General features: G+C 41.3%; 8 protein-coding genes and 1 other RNA gene. 4 read left to right on the top strand and 5 right to left on the bottom strand.

Features of this window, described 5'->3' with window-relative positions:
• Window positions 1-2,779: 2,779 nt before the first annotated feature.
• Both RCC89_08710 and RCC89_08715 read right to left on the bottom strand, forming a co-directional pair.
• Window positions 2,780-4,102: an IS110 family transposase gene (locus tag RCC89_08710; protein WMJ73242.1), complete on the bottom strand. Its 1,323-nt coding sequence runs from the start codon at window positions 4,100-4,102 to the stop codon at window positions 2,780-2,782.
• Window positions 4,103-7,011: 2,909 nt separating this feature from the next.
• Window positions 7,012-9,237 (bottom strand): NADP-dependent isocitrate dehydrogenase, encoded by a 2,226-nt coding sequence (locus RCC89_08715; protein ID WMJ73243.1) that lies wholly within the window; start codon window positions 9,235-9,237, stop codon window positions 7,012-7,014.
• Between the two features lie 530 nt (window positions 9,238-9,767).
• On the opposite strand from RCC89_08715, the gene RCC89_08720 reads away from it, so the two are divergent.
• Window positions 9,768-10,133 carry a hypothetical protein gene (locus RCC89_08720; GenBank protein WMJ73244.1) on the top strand — a complete coding sequence of 122 codons (366 nt, stop codon included), beginning with the start codon at window positions 9,768-9,770 and terminating at the stop codon, window positions 10,131-10,133.
• A gap of 3,027 nt (window positions 10,134-13,160) precedes the next feature.
• Here RCC89_08720 and RCC89_08725 read toward each other — a convergent pair.
• The 3 genes from RCC89_08725 to ssrA form a co-directional block, all read right to left on the bottom strand.
• A complete protein-coding gene (locus RCC89_08725) occupies window positions 13,161-14,015 on the bottom strand; it encodes an IS3 family transposase (protein ID WMJ73245.1) in 855 nt (284 codons plus the stop codon).
• On the bottom strand, window positions 14,015-14,332 hold the full coding sequence (locus RCC89_08730) for a transposase (GenBank protein ID WMJ73246.1): 318 nt from the start codon (window positions 14,330-14,332) through the stop codon (window positions 14,015-14,017). Before RCC89_08730 ends, RCC89_08725 begins: the two co-directional genes overlap by 1 nt.
• Window positions 14,333-20,229: 5,897 nt before the next feature.
• Window positions 20,230-20,596: a transfer-messenger RNA gene (gene ssrA, locus RCC89_08735) on the bottom strand.
• 202 nt (window positions 20,597-20,798) lie between these two features.
• Here ssrA and RCC89_08740 point away from each other — a divergent pair.
• The 3 genes from RCC89_08740 to RCC89_08750 all read left to right on the top strand — a co-directional run bounded on the left by RCC89_08740 (window position 20,799) and on the right by RCC89_08750 (window position 23,550).
• Entirely contained in the window at window positions 20,799-21,956 is a 1,158-nt protein-coding gene (locus RCC89_08740) for a DNA polymerase III subunit gamma/tau (GenBank protein ID WMJ73247.1), read from the top strand.
• Between the two features lie 110 nt (window positions 21,957-22,066).
• Window positions 22,067-22,510: a hypothetical protein gene (locus tag RCC89_08745; GenBank protein WMJ73248.1), complete on the top strand. Its 444-nt coding sequence runs from the start codon at window positions 22,067-22,069 to the stop codon at window positions 22,508-22,510.
• Window positions 22,511-22,587: 77 nt separating this feature from the next.
• Window positions 22,588-23,550 (top strand): M28 family peptidase, encoded by a 963-nt coding sequence (locus tag RCC89_08750; protein ID WMJ73249.1) that lies wholly within the window; start codon window positions 22,588-22,590, stop codon window positions 23,548-23,550.
• Window positions 23,551-23,787: the final 237 nt, after the last annotated feature.

Below are 23,787 nucleotides of genomic sequence, written 5' to 3' on the forward strand. Positions count from 1 at the left end.
CTAAAGTCACCTAAAGCTCAATCTCCACTTTTTCTTACCTTTTTTGCTTGTCCAAAAAAGGTAACCAAAAAAAGACACTATGGCTGAAAGGCATATTGCCACGCACTAAACGCACAGTCCCTCCCTGCCAGAAAAATGCCTTAACTGACGATTCATTGTCAAAGGCAGTGTTGTATGGCGGCATTTTTAAAAATCCGGCACCCCACAAGCCGCAATATGCCCACACCAGCCATAGAGTCCCCGCCCGCCCTTAGTAGCTACCGGACTGCTGATTATGGAGTTATTCTTTTAGTCTACTTTTTGGATCTTACCAGATTGGAGGTTACCGCTGGCTTTGGGTGTTAGTTTTTTGGGATGGTGTTTTAAACGCTAAAAGCAAACACTAGCTGCCTCCCCGCACCTGTTGCGGGGGCTGTTGGGGTAAAGCAGGAATGTGAATTGCCAAATATTAGGCAGGTGCCAGCGTCTAACCTTAAGGTTTTAATTAGCAGATAAGCAAAAATTAACCGTCATTGCGAGGCACAAGGTAATGGTTGATAAAGATCTATGGATTGAAGTTATAAGCCATTAGTTTTCTTATGAAAAAATGCCGCGGCAATCTGTTTGGGTAAGCTGTGTTGGTTGATTGTTAGGGTGTTAATGTTAAACCTGACGAGATTGCTTCGTCGTTCCTCCTCGCAATGACGTTGGGGTAATTTGGTGATTGTGGGGGTGTTATTATCTTATAGGTTGTAATAACATCTATCCCTTAATCCTGTCTATCCTTTCATCCTGCGAATCCCGGTTCAGACAGTTTAGTGCCAGTGCCTAACAGATTCCTCCTGCGTCGGAATGACAGGTTATATATCATTGCATCATCATATCATCCTTAAGTTTCCTATGAAAAAATGCCGCGGCAATCTGTTGGTGGTAAGCTGTGTTGGTTGATATGTTTGTGGGGGAATAATACCAAACCTGACGATGAGATTGCTTCGTCGTGCCTCCTCACAATGACGTGGAGGGGTGAGTTGTAATAGAGGGTGTTATTATCTGGTTGATTGTAGAAACATCTTTCCTTTAATCCTGTATATCCTTTCATCCTGCGAATCCCGGTTCAGACAGTATAATACTAGACCTGACGATGAGATTGCATCGTTGACTTATTAAATAACCGCATCATCAATATATCTTTAATAAACTTAATGAGCTAAAGTCACCTAAAGCTCAATCTCCACTTTTTCTTACCTTTTTTGCTTGTCCAAAAAAGGTAACCAAAAAAAGACACTATGGCTGAAAGGCATATTGCCACGCACTAAACGCACAGTCCCTCCCTGCCAGAAAAATGCCTTAACTGACGATTCATTGTCAAAGGCAGTGTTGTATGGCGGCATTTTTAAAAATCCGGCAGCCCACAAGCCGCAATATGCCCACACCAGCCATAGAGTCCCCGCCCGCCCTTAGTAGCTACCGGGCTGCTGGTTATGGAATTATTCTTTTCCTCTACTTTTCGGCTCTTACCAGTTTGGAGATTATCGCTGGCTTTGGATCTAAATTTTTAGGATGGTGTTTTAAACTCTAAAATAAACACTATAGCTGTCTCCCCGCACCTGTTGCGGGGTCTGTTTGGGGTATGGTAGGATGTAACTTACCAAATATTATACGGTGCCAGTAAGCAGTGTAGGTTGATTGTTAGGGTGTCAAATACCAGACCTAACGACTAGATTGCTTCGTCGTTCCTCCTCGCAATGACGTTGGGGTAATTTGGTGATTGTGGGGGTGTTATTATCTTATAGGTTGTAATAACATCTATCCCTTAATCCTGTCTATCCTTTCATCCTGCGAATCCCGGTTCAGACAGTTTAGTGCCAGTGCCTAACAGATTCCTCCTGCGTCGGAATGACAGGTTATATATCATTGCATCATCATATCATCCTTAAGTTTCCTATGAAAAAATGCCGCGGCAATCTGTTGGTGGTAAGCTGTGTTGGTTGATATGTTTGTGGGGGAATAATACCAAACCTGACGATGAGATTGCTTCGTCGTGCCTCCTCACAATGACGTGGAGGGGTGAGTTGTAATAGAGGGTGTTATTATCTGGTTGATTGTAGAAACATCTTTCCTTTAATCCTGTATATCCTTTCATCCTGCGAATCCCGGTTCAGACAGTATAATACTAGACCTGACGATGAGATTGCATCGTTGACTTATTAAATAACCGCATCATCAATATATCTTTAATAAACTTAATGAGCTAAAGTCACCTAAAGCTCAATCTCCACTTTTTCTTACCTTTTTTGCTTGTCCAAAAAAGGTAACCAAAAAAAGACACTATGGCTGAAAGGCATATTGCCACGCACTAAACGCACAGTCCCTCCCTGCCAGAAAAATGCCTTAACTGACGATTCATTGTCAAAGGCAGTGTTGTATGGCGGCATTTTTAAAAATCCGGCAGCCCACAAGCCGCAATATGCCCACACCAGCCATAGAGTCCCCGCCCGCCCTTAGTAGCTACCGGGCTGCTGGTTAAGGAGTTAATCTTTTTGTCTACTTTTCGGCTCTTACCAGATTGGAGGTTATAGCTGGCTTTGGGTGTAGTTTTTTAGGATGGTGTTTTAACGCTAAAAGCAAACACTATAGCTGTACCCCCGCACCTGTTGCGGGGTCTGTTTGGGTATGGTAGGATGTAACTTACCAAATATTATACGGTGCCAGTAAGCAGTGTAGGTTGATTGTTAGGGTGTCAAATACCAGACCTAACGACTAGATTGCTTCGTCGTTCCTCCTACCGATGACGTATCTTTCAAACTTCCTCACAAACAGTAAGTTGGTATCCTAGGTTCTTTGCCGTTTTCATCAACCACTTTTCTCGCTGAATTTTCATTAGTTCTTCATATTTCTTTATTCCCCTTTCTGTATAGTCAAGCCCTTTAACCATTAACCGCCAATATAGAACAGCAAGTTTTCTAGCTGTTGCTTTCACAGCTACGCCAGGGCCTCGTTTGGCTTTTATTCTTCTGCCAAATGCGCCTAGTGCAATTTTTTTGCTCTCAATCAAACTTTGTGCAATCTGCCTGAAAATTTGCCCTGCTTTTGGCCTAAATTTCTTTTTTGCATTTTTTTTCATTTTCCCGGAATCATTCTGTCCGGGGGACAACCCTAGCCAAGATGTAAACTGTTTTTCCGAAGGCCACTTTTCTAGATCATACCCTACTTCAGCATAGAGTTGTAGCCATGTATAGTCCGTTATGCCAGGTAGGTCTGTAGCGTCTCTACCTGTAAATATTTTAATTAAATGGCCTCCCAGGTTATCTACCTGAGGTTTGTTGTGCCTGATCGGCTTACGGCCTTTTACTGACTCTATTTCGTCTTTGGCGTCTTTGTCCTGGTGGTACCTGTTACTTCTTTCCATCGCTTGCTGTATTTTTTTATCGCATTGGGAGATTTGCCCTTGGTAAAAAAGATACGCTTCGTAAGCTTGCTGTAAAGCAAATAGCCCAGCTTCTGTATAATGTCCCTCTAAAGCCTTCAATACCAAGTACCCTTTTTTTTCCTTGATACTTTTATGGCAAAGGCTTAATAGTTTGTGCTTGTCCCTTTCTCCTTCTATGATTGCTTCTATGACTCTCAGGCCACTCGCTCCCTGTATTTGGTTTATAACCTCTTTGAGGCGGATATTCATTTCGGTTAAAGCTTTTTGCATATGGTTGATGTGCATCGATGCTGTTCTGATATGGTCCTCCCGCAACCTCTGATATCTCCTGATTTCTTTAACTTGCTCATCAGGCACAAAACACCGGTTCAACAGTCCGTAACTATGCAACTGCTGTATCCACTGACAGTCTTTAACATCTGTTTTTCGGCCGGGAACCTGTCTGGTCTGTCTTCCATCCACCAACCATACATCTAAACCGGCCTTTTCTAGTATCTCATATAAGATAACCCAGTAAACACCGGTAGCTTCCATCGCTACCGATTCGACGCCCTTTGACACCAGGTAATCACAGGCCAAACGAAATTCTTCTGTAAATGTACCAAAGGAGCGCACTTGCTCTCCTCCAACTGAGACAAAGATCTTCTTTGCCCCAATGTCTACTCCAGCAGCATTAGCTCTTAATTTTTCCATCGATCATATTAACTTTTAGTGATAAAATCCTGTACAGGAAGGAGATATCGCATGAAAGACTACCGAACGGACATTTCCAATTAAAAGAAAGTACCAAAATTTGTGACTCCATCCTTCCCAACCATACTCGCAAGCAGGCAATAGCACTAAATGTAACGCGGCCATGGGTACAGGTTCTACAAAAATAAAAATAATACACGTCATCTTATTTTGTGTGTTTGGCAGAGCCAAAAATTAGGTCTCGCAATGACGTTGGGGTAATTTGGTGATTGTGGGGGTGTTATTATCTTATAGGTTGTAATAACATCTATCCCTTAATCCTGTCTATCCTTTCATCCTGCGAATCCCGGTTCAGACAGTTTAGTGCCAGTGTCTAACAGATTCCTCCTGCGTCGGAATGACAGGTTATATATCATTGCATCATCATATCATCCTTAAGTTTCCTATGAAAAAATGCCGCGGCAATCTGTTGGTGGTAAGCTGTGTTGGTTGATATGTTTGTGGGGGAATAATACCAAACCTGACGATGAGATTGCTTCGTCGTGCCTCCTCACAATGACGTGGAGGGGTGAGTTGTAATAGAGGGTGTTATTATCTGGTTGATTGTAGAAACATCTTTCCTTTAATCCTGTATATCCTTTCATCCTGCGAATCCCGGTTCAGACAGTATAATACTAGACCTGACGATGAGATTGCATCGTTGACTTATTAAATAACCGCATCATCAATATATCTTTAATAAACTTAATGAGCTAAAGTCACCTAAAGCTCAATCTCCACTTTTTCTTACCTTTTTTGCTTGTCCAAAAAAGGTAACCAAAAAAAGACACTATGGCTGAAAGGCATATTGCCACGCACTAAACGCACAGTCCCTCCCTGCCAGAAAAATGCCTTAACTGACGATTCATTGTCAAAGGCAGTGTTGTATGGCGGCATTTTTAAAAATCCGGCAGCCCACAAGCCGCAATATGCCCACACCAGCCATAGAGTCCCCGCCCGCCCTTAGTAGCTACCGGACTGCTGATTATTGAGTTGTTCTTTTTGTCTACTTTTCGGCTCTTACCAGTTTGGAGGTTATCGCTGTCTTTAGTTGTTAGTTTTTGAGCTCAATTAATAAAACTTTAGTAAGGTAGTTTTAAGCTCTAAAAATAAACACTATAGCTGTCTCCCCGCACCTGTTGCGGGGTCTGTTTGGGTATGGTAGGATGTAACTTGCCAAATATTATACGGTGCCAGTAAGCAGTGTAGGTTGATTGTTAGGGTGTCAAATACCAGACCTAACGACTAGATTGCTTCGTCGTTCCTCCTCGCAATGACGTTGGGGTAATTTGGTGATTGTGGGGGTGTTATTATCTTATAGGTTGTAATAACATCTATCCCTTAATCCTGTCTATCCTTTCATCCTGCGAATCCCGGTTCAGACAGTTTAGTGCCAGTGCCTAACAGATTCCTCCTGCGTCGGAATGACAGGTTATATATCATTGCATCATCATATCATCCTTAAGTTTCCTATGAAAAAATGCCGCGGCAATCTGTTGGTGGTAAGCTGTGTTGGTTGATATGTTTGTGGGGGAATAATACCAAACCTGACGATGAGATTGCTTCGTCGTGCCTCCTCACAATGACGTGGAGGGGTGAGTTGTAATAGAGGGTGTTATTATCTGGTTGATTGTAGAAACATCTTTCCTTTAATCCTGTATATCCTTTCATCCTGCGAATCCCGGTTCAGACAGTATAATACTAGACCTGACGATGAGATTGCATCGTTGACTTATTAAATAACCGCATCATCAATATATCTTTAATAAACTTAATGAGCTAAAGTCACCTAAAGCTCAATCTCCACTTTTTCTTACCTTTTTTGCTTGTCCAAAAAAGGTAACCAAAAAAAGACACTATGGCTGAAAGGCATATTGCCACGCACTAAACGCACAGTCCCTCCCTGCCAGAAAAATGCCTTAACTGACGATTCATTGTCAAAGGCAGTGTTGTATGGCGGCATTTTTAAAAATCCGGCAGCCCACAAGCCACAATATGCCCACACCAGCCATAGAGTCCCCGCCCGCCCTTAGTAGCTATCGGACTGCTGATTATGGAATTATTCTTTTTGTCTACTTTTCGGCTCTTACCAGTTTGGAGGTTATCGCTGTCTTTAGTTGTTAGTTTTTGAGCTCAATTAATAAAACTTTAGTAAGGTAGTTTTAAGCTCTAAAAATAAACACTATAGCTGTCTCCCCGCACCTGTTGCGGGGTCTGTTTGGGTATGGTAGGATGTAACTTGCCAAATATTATACGGTGCCAGTAAGCAGTGTAGGTTGATTGTTAGGGTGTCAAATACCAGACCTAACGACTAGATTGCTTCGTCGTTCCTCCTCGCAATGACGTTGGGGTAATTTGGTGATTGTGGGGGTGTTATTATCTTATAGGTTGTAATAACATCTATCCCTTAATCCTGTCTATCCTTTCATCCTGCGAATCCCGGTTCAGACAGTTTAGTGCCAGTGTCTGACATATCCCTCGTGCCTCGGAATGACAGGTTATTATGAAGGTTGTAATTAGCAGATAACCAAAAATTAACCGTCATTGCGAGGCACAAGGTAATGGTTGATAAAGATCTATGGATTGAAGTTATAAGCCATTAGTTTTCTTATGAAAAAATGCCGCGGCAATCTGTTTGGGGTAATTTGTGTTGGTTGATTGTTCGGTGGAATGATACTAAACCTGACGATGAGATTGCTTACTCGTTCCTCTTCGCAATGACGTGGTGGGTAGTAGGCTTGCCGAAAGGAAATCGGCTTTACATTTAAAACTTTCTTTAGCCGATAAAAAATCGGCTTTACATGATCATATAATAACAAAAAAGGCCACCTGAAACTGATGGCCTTTTTTTATATTTGATGCGTTTATGATTAGAACTTCTCTAAAATAGCATTTAAAGTAGCACTTGGACGCATTGCTTTTTCTGTCTTTTCAGCATCTGGACGGAAGTATCCTCCCATATCAATGCTTTTGCCTTGTGCTGAATTTAGTTCGCTGACAATTTTTTCTTCATTGTCAGTCAACTCTTTTGCAAGGCTAGTGAACTTGTCCTTAAGCTCTGCATTTTTTGACTGCTCGGCAAGTGCTTGTGCCCAGTATAGTGCTAGATAGAAGTGGCTTCCACGGTTGTCCAGTTCGCCTACTTTACGAGAAGGAGACTTGTCATTGTCCAAGAATTTGGCATTTGCCTGATTTAAGCCTTCTGCAAGCGCTTGAGCTTTTTCATTCTTAGACTTCATTGCCAAGTCTTCGAGAGAAACTGCAAGAGCAAGGAATTCACCTAAAGAATCCCATCTTAAATGGTTTTCTTGAACGAACTGCTGAACATGTTTTGGCGCAGAACCACCAGCACCTGTTTCAAACAATCCTCCACCTGCAAGAAGTGGTACAATAGAAAGCATTTTTGCACTTGTACCTAATTCTAAGATAGGGAATAAGTCTGTCAAATAATCCCTAAGTACATTTCCTGTAACAGAGATAGTGTCTTTTCCGGCTTTTACCCTTTCACAAGAAAAGCGCATAGCATCTACAGGTGCAAGTATCTGTATGTCTAGCCCATTGGTATCATGATTTTTTAGGTATTGGTTTACCTTTTTGATTAGGTTGGCATCATGAGCTCTGTTTTTGTCTAACCAGAAGATAGCAGGGGTGTTGGTAACTCTTGCTCTGGTAACAGCCAATTTTACCCAGTCCTTAACAGGAAGGTCTTTTGTTTGGCACATTCTGAATATGTCACCCTCTTCTACTTTTTGCTCAAGAACCACATTGCCGGAATCATCTACAACCTTTACCGTGCCTTCTGTAGCTATTTGGAAGGTTTTGTCATGCGATCCATATTCTTCTGCTTTTTGGGCCATTAGTCCAATGTTGGAAACACTGCCCATGGTGCTGACGTCAAAAGCACCGTTTTCTTTACAGAAGCTGATTATTTCTTGATAAATTCTCGCATAAGATCTGTCAGGGATGATGGCTTTTGTATCATGCAGCTTGCCATCAGGGCCCCACATTTTGCCTGAAGAACGAATGGCAGCAGGCATAGAAGCATCTATAATCACGTCACTTGGAACATGAAGGTTCGTGATTCCTTTGTCAGAGTCTACCATAGCAAGCTCTGGACGGTTTTTGTATACTTCTTTAATGTCTGCTTCTATAGCAGCTTGTTGGTCAGATGGTAGGTTTTTAATTTTTGCGTATACATCGCCTAAACCGTTGTTAGGGTCTACACCAATGCTTTTGAAAGTATCAGCATGCTTGTCAAACACATCCTTAAAGAACACAGTAACAGCATGGCCAAACATGATTGGATCTGAGACCTTCATCATAGTTGCCTTAAGGTGTAAGCTCAGCAATACACCTGCACTCTTTGCATCTTCTATTTCTTTCTCCAAGAAAGAGCGAAGAGCTTTTTTGCTCATTACAGCGGCATCTATTACTTCTCCTTCTTGAAGAGGGAATTTATCTTTAAGAAGGGTAGTGTTGCCGGAAGCGTCAGTAAATTCAATTTTGACATTACCAGCTTTTTCCATAATAGCCGACTTTTCACTTCCGTAAAAATCTCCAGAAGACATATGAGCAACGTGAGATTTTGAGTCTGCCGACCATGCACCCATGGAGTGTGGGTTTTTCTTTGCGTATTCCTTTACAGCAGCAGCCACCCTTCTGTCGGAATTACCTTCTCTTAAAACAGGGTTTACAGCACTACCCAATACTTTAGCGTAACGAGCTTTAATTTCTTTCTCCTCATTATTTTTTGGCTCTTGAGGATAGTCAGGTACTTTATATCCTTGCGCCTGGAGTTCCTTTATGGCAGCTACCAGTTGAGGGATTGAAGCACTGATGTTTGGAAGCTTGATAATATTAGCCTCAGGGGTTTTTGCCAGCTCACCTAGCTCAGCCAAGTGGTCACTTATCTTTTGGTCTTCAGTAAGCTGCTCAGGGAAATTCGCAATAATCCTTCCGGCAAGCGATATGTCCTTGGTTACTACGTCTACACCAGCAGCTTTGGTGAATTTTTTAACAATAGGCAATAACGAAAAAGTCGCCAGTGCAGGGGCTTCATCTGTTATTGTGTAATTGATTCTTGATGTGTTTGTCATTTGCTCATTAATTAAAGGAGAACTTGTCTCTTAGAATTGGATATTGTCTAAATATTTTTGTTAGTAATTAATAAAAGTTAACATTATATGTTGTACAAAAACTGGTCATGTCGAACTTGATCTCTTACAACCATACTTGTTCTAATTTAGTCAATGATATCTTAATGAGTTGGTTGACCCTAAGTGTTTTTGCCACCTAATTAAAACCACACTCATATACCTGAGCTAAATTGTCGGGCAAATATATGTAATTCTTGCAAAGACAACAATGCTATTGCACATTTGATGTTTAGGTAAATTTCCAGTGAAAGGTAGGAGTTGTTAATTTGATCACCTTATTAATAAAACTTAATGAGCTAATGTCACCTAAAGCTCAATCTCCACTTTTTCTTACCTTTTTTGCTTGTCCAAAAAAGGTAACCAAAAAAAGACACTATGGCTGAAAGGCATATTGCCACGCACTAAACGCACAGTCCCTCCCTGCCAAAAAAATGCCTTAACTGACGATTCATTGTCAAATGCAGTATTTTATGGCTGCATTTTTAAAAATCCGGCACCCCACAAGCCGCAATATGCCCACACCAGCCATAGAGTCCCCGCCCGCCCTTAGTAGCTACCGGACTGCTGATTATGGAGTTATTCTTTTAGTCTACTTTTCGGGTCTTACCAGATTGGAGGTTACCGCTGGCTTTGGATCTAAATTTTTAGGATGGTGTTTTAACGCTAAAAGCAAACACTATAGCTGTACCCCCGCACCTGTTGCGGGGTCTGTTTGGGTAAAGCAGGAATGTGAATTGCAAAATATTAGGCAGGTGCCAGCGTCTGACATTAAGGTTCTAATTAGCAGAAAACCAAAATTTAACCGTCACTACGAGGCGCAAGGTAATGGTGGATAAAGATCTTTGGATTGAATTTTAAGCCTTTAGTTTCTTATGAAACAATGCCGCGGCAATCTTTTTGCGGTAAGCGGTGTAGGTTGATTGTTTGTGGGGAATGATATTAGACCTTACGATTAGATTGTTTCGTCGTTCCTCCTCGCAATGACGTTGGTGTAGTGAGTTGTAGTAGTGGAGGTTATATACCAGACCTGACGATTAGAGCATCATCAAATCATTAAATTGATCCTTTATTAATAAACCTAATGAGCTAATGTTACCTAAGGCTCATTCTCCATTTCTTCTTACCTTTTTTGCTTGTCCAAAAAAGGTAACCAAAAAAAGACACTATGGCTGAAAGGCATATTGCCACGCACTAAACGCACAGTCCCTCCCTGCCAGAAAAATGCCTTAACTGACGATTCATAGTCAAAGGCAGTATTTTATGGCGGCATTTTTAAAAGTCCGGCACCCCGCAAGCCGCAATATGCCCACACCAGCCATAGAGTCCCCGCCCGCCCTTAGTAGCTACCGGACTGCTGATTATGGAGTTATTCTTTTAGTCTACTTTTCGGCTCTTACCAGATTGGGGGTTACCGCTGGCTTTGGGTGTAGCTTTTGGGGATGGTGTTTTTAAGCTTTAAAATCAACACTATAGCTGTCTCCCCGCACCTGTTGCGGGGGCTGTTGGGGTAAAGCAGGAATGTGAATTGCTAAATATTAGGCAGGTGCCAGCGTCTAACATTAAGGTTTTAATTAGCAGAAAATCAAAACTTAACCGTCATTGCGAGGCGCAAGATAGTGGTGGGTAAAGTTCTATGGATTGAAGTTATAAGCCATTAGTTTTCTTATGAAAAAATGCCGCGGCAATCTGTTTGGGGTAATTTGTGTTGGTTGATATGTTTGTGGGGGAATAATACCAAACCTGACGATGAGATTGCTTCGTCGTGCCTCCTCACAATGACGTGGAGGGGTGAGTTGTAATAGTGGGTGTTATTATCTGGTTGATTGTAGAAACATCTTTCCTTTAATCCTGTCTATCCTTTCATCCTGCGAATCCCGGTTCAGACAGTATAATACCAGACCTGACGATTAGTGTATTATCAAATCATTACATTGATCGCCTTATTAATAAACTTAATGAGCTAATGTTACCTAAAGCTCATTCTCCATTTTTTCTTACCTTTTTTGCTTGTCCAAAAAAGGTAACCAAAAAAAGACACTATGGCTGAAAGGCATATTGCCACGCGCTAAACGCACAATCCCTCCCTGCCAAAAAAATGCCTTAACTGACGATTCATTGTCAAAGGCAGTATTTTATGGCGGCATTTTTAAAAGTCCGGCACCCCACAAGCCGCAATATGCCCACACCAGCCATAGAGTCCCCGCCCGCCCTTAGTAGCTACCGGACTGCTGATTATGGAGTTATTCTTTTAGTCTACTTTTCGGCTCTTACCAGATTGGGGGTTACCGCTGGCTTTGGGTGTAGCTTTTGGGGATGGTGTTTTTAAGCTTTAAAATCAACACTATAGCTGTCTCCCCGCACCTGTTGCGGGGGCTGTTGGGGTAAAGCAGGAATGTGAATTGCCAAATATTAGGCAGGTGCCAGCGTCTAACATTAAGGTTCTAATTAGCAGAAAACCAAAATTTAACCGTCACTACGAGGCGCAAGGTAATGGTGGATAAAGATCTTTGGATTGAATTTTAAGCCTTTAGTTTCTTATGAAACAATGCCGCGGCAATCTTTTTGAGATAAGCAGTGTAGGTTGATTGTTTGTGGGGGAGTGATACCAGACCTGACGATTAGAGCATCATCAAATCATTAAATTGATCCTTTATTAATAAACCTAATGAGCTAATGTTACCTAAGGCTCATTCTCCATTTCTTCTTACCTTTTTTGCTTGTCCAAAAAAGGTAACCAAAAAAAGACACTATGGCTGAAAGGCATATTGCCACGCACTAAACGCACAGTCCCTCCCTGCCAGAAAAATGCCTTAACTGACGATTCATTGTCAAGGGCAGTATTTTATGGCGGCATTTTTAAAAATCCGGCACCCCACAAGCCGCAATATGCCCACACCAGCCATAGAGTCCCTGCCCGCCCTTAGTAGCTACCGGACTGCTGATTATTGAGTTGTTCTTTTTGTCTACTTTTCGGCTCTTACCAGTTTGGAGGTTACCGCTTGTTTTAGCTGTTAATTTTAGGGATGGTGTTTTAAACTCTAAAAGTAAACACTATAGCTGTCTCCCCGCACCTGTTGCGGGGTCTGTTTGGGTATGGTAGGATGTATTTCTTCGAATTATCAAATCATTAAGTTGATCACCTTGTTAATAAACTTAATGAGCTAATGTCTCCTAAAGCTCATTGTCCATTTTTTCTTACCTTTTTTGCTTGTCCAAAAAAGGTAACCAAAAAAAGACACTATGGCTGAAAGGCATATTGCCACGCACTAAACGCACAACCCTCCCTGCCAGAAAAATGCCTTAACTGACGATTCATTGTCAAAGGCAGTATTTTATGGCGGCATTTTTAAAAATCCGGCACCCCACAAGCCGCAATATGCCCACACCAGCCATAGAGTCCCCGCCCGCCCTTAGTAGCTACCGGACTGCTGATTATTGAGTTGTTCTTTTTGTCTACTTTTCGGCTCTTACCAGTTTGGAGGTTATCGCAGGTTTTGGTTGTTATTTTTTGGGGTGGTGTTTAAGACTCAAAAACAAACACTATAGCTGTCTCCCCGCACCTGTTGCGGGGTCTGTTTGGGTATGGTAGGATGTATTTCTTCGAATTATCAAATCATTACATTGATCGCTTTATTATAAACCTAATGAGCTAATGTTACCTAAAGCTCATTGTCCATTTTTTCTTACCTTTTTTGCTTGTCCAAAAAAGGTAACCAAAAAAAGACACTATTGGAATTGCAACAAAAAACCGTACAAATAATTAAGCCCTTTTTTTGATTAATTAATGCCTGCCGCAGGGCTCCTCAAATCCTCCTATGATTTAGAAGAAAAATCATAGGAGGATTTCGAGGTTTATGCTTCTTTTACGCAGCACTTTTTCTATGAATATTATAAAATTCTTCAGGAGAAAGATATCCAAGAGAGGAATGTCTTCTGGTCCTGTTGTACCATATCTCAATGTATTCAAACAATCCCTTTTTTGCCTGCTTTATTGATTCATATTTCCGGTAACCAGTTTCAGATTTCAGGGTTTTGAAGAAGCTTTCAGCCACTGCATTGTCCCAGCAATTCCCTTTTCTGCTCATGCTCTGAGTAACATTTAGCTTACCAAGCTCATCCCTGAACTCTTTGCATGCATACTGCACGCCTCTGTCTGAATGAAAAACCAGCTCTTGAAAAACAGGTCTGTTTATCAGTGCCATCCTCCATGCAGGCACTACTGTTTCATATGCATGCATCGAAGTGGACATAGACCATCCTATTATTTTCCTATCATATAAGTCCATAATCATGGTCAGGTATAACCATGCCTCATTTGTCCGGATATAAGTTATGTCTGATACCCATGATTTTGAAGGGCTTTCAGGTTTAAAAGATCTATCAAGAACGTTAGGACTGATGCTAAATCCATGGTTTGAATCAGTTGTGCAGACTTTAAATTTTTTACTTACAACACTCCTGATTCCGTGGTCTTTCATGATCCTGGCAACCCTTGGCCTGGATACTGCAAAACCCTTTTTTCTAAGATCTAATGTAATTCTAGGACTTCCATAGGTACCATTGCTTAACTCATGCACTGTTTTGATTTCCTTTAGCAATATCGCTCTTTGTTGAGCCAGTTTGAGTTGTTTCTCCTTCTTCCACTCATAAAAGCTGTTCCTGGCAACATTAAATGTCCTACACATCTTTTCAACAGCATACTCTTTTCTATGATCCATTATGAATTGGTATATTTGCTGTCTCCCCTGGAAAAGATGCTTACCGCCTTTTTTAGGATTTCCCTTTCAAGCTCAGATTCCTTTAAGGCTTTCCTCAAGGCATGAATTTCTTTTTGTTCTTCTGAAAGGTTCTGTTTCCCATTTCCTGGAAAACTGGCAGCGCCATTCGTCTTCATTTCACGTGACCATCTCCTTACTAAATCAGGACCAATGCCTAATTCTTTCCCAACAGCGGTACTGGTCTTCCCGCTTAAATGCAGCTCTACAGCCATTGTTTTAAATTCGTGGTCATATGACCTTCTTTCTCTTTTACTCATCGTTCCAAATTTAAGAAAAAGAGCTTAACTTACTGTCCTATCAAATATATACATTCCATATGGCTGAAAGGTATATTGCCACGCGCTAAACGCACAACCCTCCCTGCCAGAAAAATGCCTTAACTGACGATTCATTGTCAAGGGCAGTATTTTATGGCGGCATTTTTAAAAATCCGGCACCCCACAAGCCGCAATATGCCCACACCAGCCATAGAGTCCCCGCCCGCCCTTAGTAGCTACCGGACTGCTGATTATTGAGTTGTTCTTTTTGTCTACTTTTCGGCTCTTACCAGTTTGGAGGTTATCGCAGGTTTTGGTTGTTATTTTTTGGGGTGGTGTTTAAGACTCAAAAACAAACACTATAGCTGTCTCCCCGCACCTGTTGCGGGGTCTGTTTGGGTATGGTAGGATGTATTTCTTCGAATTATCAAATCATTACATTGATCGCTTTATTATAAACCTAATGAGCTAATGTTACCTAAAGCTCATTGTCCATTTTTTCTTACCTTTTTTGCTTGTCCAAAAAAGGTAACCAAAAAAAGACACTATGGCTGAAAGGCATATTGCCACGCACTAAACGCACAGTCCCTCCCTGCCAGAAAAATGCCTTAACTGACGATTCATTGTCAAAGGCAGTTCTTAATGGCGGCATTTTTAAAAATCCGGCACCCCACAAGCCGCAATATGCCCACGCCAGCCATAGAGTCCCCACCCGCCCTTAGTAGCTACCGGGTTGCTGATTATGGAGTTATTCTTTTAGTCTACTTTTCGGGTCTTACCAGATTGGGGGTTACCGCTGGCTTTGGGTGTAGCTTTTGGGGATGGTGTTTTTAAGCTTTAAAATCAACACTATAGCTGTCTCCCCGCACCTGTTGCGGGGGCTGTTGGGGTAAAGCAGGAATGTGAATTGCTAAATATTAGGCAGGTGCCAGCGTCTAACATTAAGGTTTTAATTAGCAGAAAATCAAAACTTAACCGTCATTGCGAGGCGCAAGATAGTGGTGGGTAAAGTTCTATGGATTGAAGTTATAAGCCATTAGTTTTCTTATGAAAAAATGCCGCGGCAATCTGTTTGGGGTAATTTGTGTTGGTTGATATGTTTGTGGGGGAATAATACCAAACCTGACGATGAGATTGCTTCGTCGTGCCTCCTCACAATGACGTGGAGGGGTGAGTTGTAATAGTGGGTGTTATTATCTGGTTGATTGTAGAAACATCTTTCCTTTAATCCTGTCTATCCTTTCATCCTGCGAATCCCGGTTCAGACAGTATAATACCAGACCTGACGATTATAGCATTATCAAATCATTAAGGTGATCACCTTGTTAATAAACCTAATGAGCTAATGTCACCTAAAGCCCATTCTCCATTTTTTCTTACCTTTTTTGCTTGTCCAAAAAAGGTAACCAAAAAAAGACACTATGGCTGAAAGGCATATTGCCACGCACTAAACGCACAGTCCCTCCCTGCCAGAAAAATGCCTTAACTGACGATTCATTGTCAAGGGCAGTATTTTATGGCGGCATTTTTAAAAATCCGGCACCCCACAAGCCGCAATATGCCCACACCAGCCATAGAGTCCCCGCCCGCCCTTAGTAGCTACCGGACTGCTGATTATGGAGTTATTCTTTTAGTCTACTTTTCGGCTCTTACCAGTTTGGGGGTTATCGCAGGTTTTGGTTGTTATTTTTTGGGGTGGTGTTTAAGACTCAAAAACAAACACTATAGCTGTCTCCCCGCACCTGTTGCGGGGGGCTGTTGGGGTAAAGCAGGAATGTGAATTGCCAAATATTAGGCAGGTGCCAGCGTCTAACATTAAGGTTCTAATTAGCAGAAAACCAGAATTTAACCGTCACTACGAGGCGCAAGGTAATGGTGGATAAAGATCTTTGGATTGAATTTTAAGCCTTTAGTTTCTTATGAAACAATGCCGCGGCAATCTTTTTGAGATAAGCAGTGTTGGTTGATTGTTAGGGTGTCAAATACCAGACCTGACGATTAGTGTATTATCAAATCATTACATTGATCGCCTTATTAATAAACTTAATGAGCTAATGTTACCTAAAGCTCATTCTCCATTTTTTCTTACCTTTTTTGCTTGTCCAAAAAAGGTAACCAAAAAAAGACACTATGGCTGAAAGGCATATTGCCACGCGCTAAACGCACAATCCCTCCCTGCCAAAAAAATGCCTTAACTGACGATTCATTGTCAAAGGCAGTATTTTATGGCGGCATTTTTAAAAGTCCGGCACCCCACAAGCCGCAATATGCCCACACCAGCCATAGAGTCCCCGCCCGCCCTTAGTAGCTACCGGACTGCTGATTATGGAGTTATTCTTTTAGTCTACTTTTCGGCTCTTACCAGATTGGGGGTTACCGCTGGCTTTGGGTGTAGCTTTTGGGGATGGTGTTTTTAAGCTTTAAAATCAACACTATAGCTGTCTCCCCGCACCTGTTGCGGGGGCTGTTGGGGTAAAGCAGGAATGTGAATTGCTAAATATTAGGCAGGTGCCAGCGTCTAACATTAAGGTTTTAATTAGCAGAAAATCAAAACTTAACCGTCATTGCGAGGCGCAAGATAGTGGTGGGTAAAGTTCTATGGATTGAAGTTATAAGCCATTAGTTTTCTTATGAAAAAATGCCGCGGCAATCTGTTTGGGGTAATTTGTGTTGGTTGATATGTTTGTGGGGGAATAATACCAAACCTGACGATGAGATTGCTTCGTCGTGCCTCCTCACAATGACGTGGAGGGGTGAGTTGTAATAGTGGGTGTTATTATCTGGTTGATTGTAGAAACATCTTTCCTTTAATCCTGTCTATCCTTTCATCCTGCGAATCCCGGTTCAGACAGTATAATACCAGACCTGACGATTAGAGCATCATCAAATCATTAAATTGATTCTTTATTAATAAACCTAATGAGCTAATGTTGCCTAAGGCTCATTCTCCATTTCTTCTTACCTTTTTTGCTTGTCCAAAAAAGGTAACCAAAAAAAGACACTATGGCTGAAAGGCATATTGCCACGCACTAAACGCACAGTCCCTCCCTGCCAGAAAAATGCCTTAACTGACGATTCATTGTCAAAGGCAGTTTTTAATGGCGGCATTTTTAAAAATCCGGCACCCCACAAGCCGCAATATGCCCACACCAGCCATAGAGTCCCCGCCCGCCCTTAGTAGCTACCGGGTTGCTGATTATGGAGTTATTCTTTTAGTCTACTTTTCGGGTCTTACCAGATTGGAGGTTACCGCTGGCTTTGGGTGTAGCTTTTGGGGATGGTGTTTTTAAGCTTTAAAATCAACACTATAGCTGTCTCCCCGCACCTGTTGCGGGGGCTGTTGGGGTAAAGCAGGAATGTGAATTGCTAAATATTAGGCAGGTGCCAGCGTCTAACATTAAGGTTTTAATTAGCAGAAAATCAAAACTTAACCGTCATTGCGAGGCGCAAGATAGTGGTGGGTAAAGTTCTATGGATTGAAGTTATAAGCCATTAGTTTTCTTATGAAAAAATGCCGCGGCAATCTGTTTGGGGTAATTTGTGTTGGTTGATATGTTTGTGGGGGAATAATACCAAACCTGACGATGAGATTGCTTCGTCGTGCCTCCTCACAATGACGTGGAGGGGTGAGTTGTAATAGTGGGTGTTATTATCTGGTTGATTGTAGAAACATCTTTCCTTTAATCCTGTCTATCCTTTCATCCTGCGAATCCCGGTTCAGACAGTATAATACCAGACCTGACGATTATAGCATTATCAAATCATTAAGGTGATCACCTTGTTAATAAACCTAATGAGCTAATGTCACCTAAAGCCCATTCTCCATTTTTGGTTACCTTTTTTGCTTGTCCAAAAAAGGTAACCAAAAAAAGACACTATGGCTGAAAGGCATATTGCCACGCACTAAACGCACAGTCCCTCCCTGCCAAAAAAATGCCTTAACTGACGATTCATTGTCAAGGGCAGTATTTTATGGCGGCATTTTTAAAAATCCGGCACCCCACAAGCCGCAATATGCCCACACCAGCCATAGAGTCCCTGCCCGCCCTTAGTAGCTACCGGACTGCTGATTATTGAGTTGTTCTTTTTGTCTACTTTTCGGCTCTTACCAGTTTGGAGGTTACCGCTTGTTTTAGCTGTTAATTTTAGGGATGGTGTTTTAAACTCTAAAAGTAAACACTATAGCTGTCTCCCCGCACCTGTTGCGGGGGCTGTTGGGGTAAAGCAGGAATGTGAATTGCTAAATATTAGGCAGGTGCCAGCGTCTAACATTAAGGTTTTAATTAGCAGAAAATCAAAACTTAACCGTCATTGCGAGGCGCAAGATAGTGGTGGGTAAAGTTCTATGGATTGAAGTTATAAGCCATTAGTTTTCTTATGAAAAAATGCCGCGGCAATCTGTTTGGGGTAAGCGGTGTAGGTTGATTGTTTGTGGGGAATGATATTAGACCTTACGATTAGATTGCTTCGTCGTTCCTCCTCGCAATGACGTTGGTGTAGTGAGTTGTAGTAGTGGAGGTTATATACCAGACCTGACGATTAGAGCATCATCAAATCATTAAATTGATCCTTTATTAATAAACCTAATGAGCTAATGTCTCCTAAAGCTCATTGTCCATTTTTTCTTACCTTTTTTGCTTGTCCAAAAAAGGTAACCAAAAAAAGACACTATGGCTGAAAGGCATATTGCCACGCACTAAACGCACAGTCCCTCCCTGCCAGAAAAATGCCTTAACTGACGATTCATTGTCAAGGGCAGTATTTTATGGCGGCATTTTTAAAAATCCGGCACCCCACAAGCCGCAATATGCCCACACCAGCCATAGAGTCCCCGCCCGCCCTTAGTAGCTACCGGACTGCTGATTATTGAGTTGTTCTTTTTGTCTACTTTTCGGCTCTTACCAGTTTGGAGGTTATCGCAGGTTTTGGTTGTTATTTTTTGGGGTGGTGTTTAAGACTCAAAAACAAACACTATAGCTGTCTCCCCGCACCTGTTGCGGGGTCTGTTTGGGTATGGTAGGATGTATTTCTTCGAATTATCAAATCATTACATTGATCGCTTTATTATAAACCTAATGAGCTAATGTCACCTAAAGCCCATTCTCCATTTTTGGTTACCTTTTTTGCTTGTCCAAAAAAGGTAACCAAAAAAAGACACTATGGCTGAAAGGCATATTGCCACGCACTAAACGCACAACCCTCCCTGCCAAAAAAATGCCTTAACTGACGATTCATTGTCAAGGGCAGTATTTTATGGCGGCATTTTTAAAAATCCGGCACCCCACAAGCCGCAATATGCCCACACCAGCCATAGAGTCCCCGCCCGCCCTTAGTAGCTACCGGACTGCTGATTATGGAGTTATTCTTTTAGTCTACTTTTCGGGTCTTACCAGATTGGAGGTTACCGCTGGCTTTGGGTGTTGGTTTTTTGATAGGTTGTAATAACATCTATCCTTAAATCCTGTCTATCCTTTCATCCTGCGAATCCCGGTTCAGACAGTATAATACTAAACCTGACGATGAGATTGCTTCGTCGTCCTCCTCGCAATGACGGAGAGAGCTATAGTGTTGGTATATAGATTGTTTACCTGTCAGCGTCCTTTGGTCCTGACAGCGTAAGTGTTAAACAACCTGACGATGAGATTTATTTTGTCGTTCCGCCTGCTGATGACGTGGTGGGGATGTAGTCATGCCGATAAAAAATCGGCTCTACATATATATGAGGTGACTGGTTATTACTAATTGTAGTAATGATAAACAATGCTTTATCGCCCTCTGTCCGTTTGGGGATAAACAAAAAAAGCCTGCTAATGTTAGCAAGCTTGATCTAATAGGTAAGTTTAAGTCTTTTAACCTGGATTATGCATTAGATTTTGCCTCGCATATTTCAGGTTTAATTGTGGAGCCGCAGGGAGTCGAACCCTGGTCCAGGCAAGGAAATCATTAAGCTTTCTACATGCTTAGTTACCAATTAATTGTCGGGAAGGAACTGGCTGGTAACAAACCGTATTCCTACCTTAGGTACTTAATCTCACTGTACTGTCATACCAAGCAGCACAGCCAGCTTTGCGGTCGATGTTCCGAGTTGCAAACCCGGCAAAGCAAAGGGTTCGCGGAACACATGCTACAAAATTACTTTAATTAAGCAGCAAGGGCGTAGTTTTCTTCGCCATTTATTGGTTTGAAAGTTTGTTATCAGGTAATACTTACAACACCCGGCATGCTTACTTACGACTACTCATGCTGTCAAAACCAGTCGGCCCCATATGTGAAAGAACTTGTATAAGTTACTGCAAATTTACATTTAATTTCCTTATACTCCAATTATAACTGTAAAACAATGCTTGAAGTTCATTCTTTAGCATGCAAAGAATGTTCGAAAATCATTTTTCCTGTTTTTAGCAATGTAGTTTGAAAAATCTTCGTTAACTTTAGCGACAGATCAGAATCAATTATAGCTGCACTGATGGATAATTTTGTTGTTTCAGCACGTAAATACAGACCCGCAACCTTTGATACCGTTGTAGGACAGTCACATATTACTACTACGCTTAAAAATGCCATAAAAAACAATCATTTGGCACAGGCTTTCCTCTTTTGTGGCCCAAGAGGGGTAGGAAAGACTACCAATGCCAGGATTTTGGCTAAAACCATCAACTGTCAAAACATTACGGAAGATGTAGAAGCGTGTAATGAATGTGAATCATGTACCAGCTTTAACAAAAGCGCCTCGTTTAATATCCATGAGCTTGACGCAGCTTCAAACAACTCTGTAGACGATATCAGAAACTTGGTTGACCAGGTGCGTTACCCGCCTCACTCAGGAAAATATAAAATATATATTATAGATGAGGTGCACATGCTGTCAAATGCAGCTTTTAATGCATTCCTGAAAACATTGGAAGAACCGCCTTCTTATGCCATTTTTATTCTGGCTACTACAGAAAAGCATAAAATTATCCCTACCATCCTGTCAAGGTGTCAAATTTTTGACTTTAACAGGATTCAGGTAAAAGATATTTCTGGACACCTCGAAAAAATTGCTGAAAAAGAAGGTATCAAAGCCGAACCGGAAGCATTGCACCTGATAGCACAAAAAGCTGATGGCGCCTTAAGAGATGCGCTTTCTATCTTTGACCTTATTGTTACTTTTTCTTCTGATAGGAATGTTACCTACCAAACTACCATAGAAAACCTGCATATTCTGGACTATGACTACTATTTCAAAATGGTAGACTTAATGCATAGTGGCGATACAGCCAATATCCTTTTGACCTATGATGAAATTATTAGGGCAGGGTTCGATGGTCATAATTTTATTGTTGGGCTTGCAGGGCATTTACGTAACCTGATGGTCTGTAAAGATCCTGCCACCGTTAAGCTTCTCGAGGTTTCGGAAGAAGTACAAAGGAAATATGCTGGGCAGGCCTCCTCCCTGCCAGTTTCATGGCTTATGTCTTGTTTGAGCATTGCCTCTGCATGTGATATGCAATATAAAGGGAGCAAAAATCAACGCCTTCATGTTGAACTGGCACTGATGAAGATGGCTTATCTCGATTCAGCGCTTCAAATGGCTTCTCAGTCTTTGATCAATGGAGATGTAAAAAAAAAAATGACGACCTAAGCGAAAATGATGGAAAGGCTGCCATTTCGCCTTCGGTCAAGCAAAGGCCTGCTACAAGTGGCCTTAAAAGTACTTTAAAAATACCCTCTTTAAAGGATTTAAAAAAGGGGGTGCCCGCTCCAGTTACTGCTCAAGCTGAAGAAGAGCCGAAAGAACTTCCTGTAAACCCTTACCAACAGGAGAGTAAAGCTTTTTCTTTTGAGGATGTTAAGCGCCTTTGGGAACAGTATACCCAAGATTTCCGAAAAAAGGGAATGAAGAATGAAATAGTGGTGATGGACAGGGAATTCCGACTTGAAGAAACAAAAATAATCCTCCGATTAGATAATGTGCTTCAGCAGGATATTCTAAACAGCTTTAGAAGTGAGCTACTAGATTTCCTACGTAAAAATCTGTGCAACAGCAGTATTATGCTGGAACATTATATTGAACTTCCTCCTGAGAATGAGAAAAATATGCTGTATACCGATAAAGATAAATATCGGTATCTGGTTGAAAAATACCCTTTGCTGGATGAAATGAGGGTGAGGTTGGGACTGGATGTACAATTTTAAAGTTGTATTTGAGGATTGATCGGTAATAAATATTTTTAACAGAAGGTACTTTTTTGCGTTGTTAACAGAGGATCAAAATGCGTAAAGCTTTGGTATACATTATATCAGTATTCCTGCTTGCAGACTTTTTTATAGTCAATTACATTGTTAGCCCGGTATATTCTTTACCTGAAAGGTCTTTAGATGTACCTGTCGATATTGAGCGGATAAAAAATGATGTATATCTATTGACCAATACGCCTGAGCCTAGAAATTCTTTTAATATTCAATCATTAAACTTGGCAGCAGATTATATTAAGCAAGAGTTTTCGAATATTTCTGATCGGGTTGAAGAACAAGTTTATCAGGTAGAAAACAATGACTTCAGAAATATAATTTGCTCATTTGGACCAGAAGAGGGTGAACGTGTTATCGTGGGCGCACATTACGATGTATGCCATGAACAACCTGGTGCTGATGATAACGCCAGTGGGGTGGCTGGATTGCTTGAACTTGCACGGATACTGAAAGTAAGAAGTCCAGAACACAGAATAGATTTAGTTGCTTACTCTCTTGAAGAACCACCTTTCTTCAAAACGCCACATATGGGAAGTTATGTGCATGCAAAATATTTAAAGGATAATGAGATACCTGTAAAGGCAATGATTTCTCTTGAAATGATTGGGTATTTTTCAGAGGAAGAGGACTCCCAAGACTTCCCTTTCTCCCTGATGAAATTACTGTACCCGACTAAGGGGAATTTTATTGCAGTGGTTGGCAAAGTAGGGCAGAGGAGTCTGACGAAAAAAGTAAAGACTAGCATGATAAGTGCTTCAGCCATTCCTGTTAAATCTATTAATGCTCCAAAATTTGTTCAGGGAATTGATTTTTCAGACCACCTGAATTATTGGATTTTTGGATACCCTGCGATAATGATTACGAACACATCGTTCTACCGCAACAAAAATTACCACGAAAAAACTGACACGCCTGAAACCTTGGATTACGAAAAAATGGCAGAGGTTATTAAAGGCTGCTATAGGGCAATTGTTGAACTTTGAAGTAGTTTAAGCATTTATTACCGGGAACAGATTCCCTCCATTCACAGTTAAACCTGAATTATGCGATAGATTTGTCATGGGGCAAAATAACAATAAATCAGTGCATTTATGCGATCAAGCGGCTAATTTGAAGTTGTTTTGCTACTTAGTAAAAAAGTTCTAATGCATATTTTAGATTTAAGGATCATTGTTTCATATTTGTTGCTATCGTAAAATTTGACCTTTTTAGAAATCTTT

It is taken from the genome of Cytophagaceae bacterium ABcell3, assembly GCA_030913385.1.
GTDB lineage: Bacteria > Bacteroidota > Bacteroidia > Cytophagales > Cytophagaceae > ABcell3.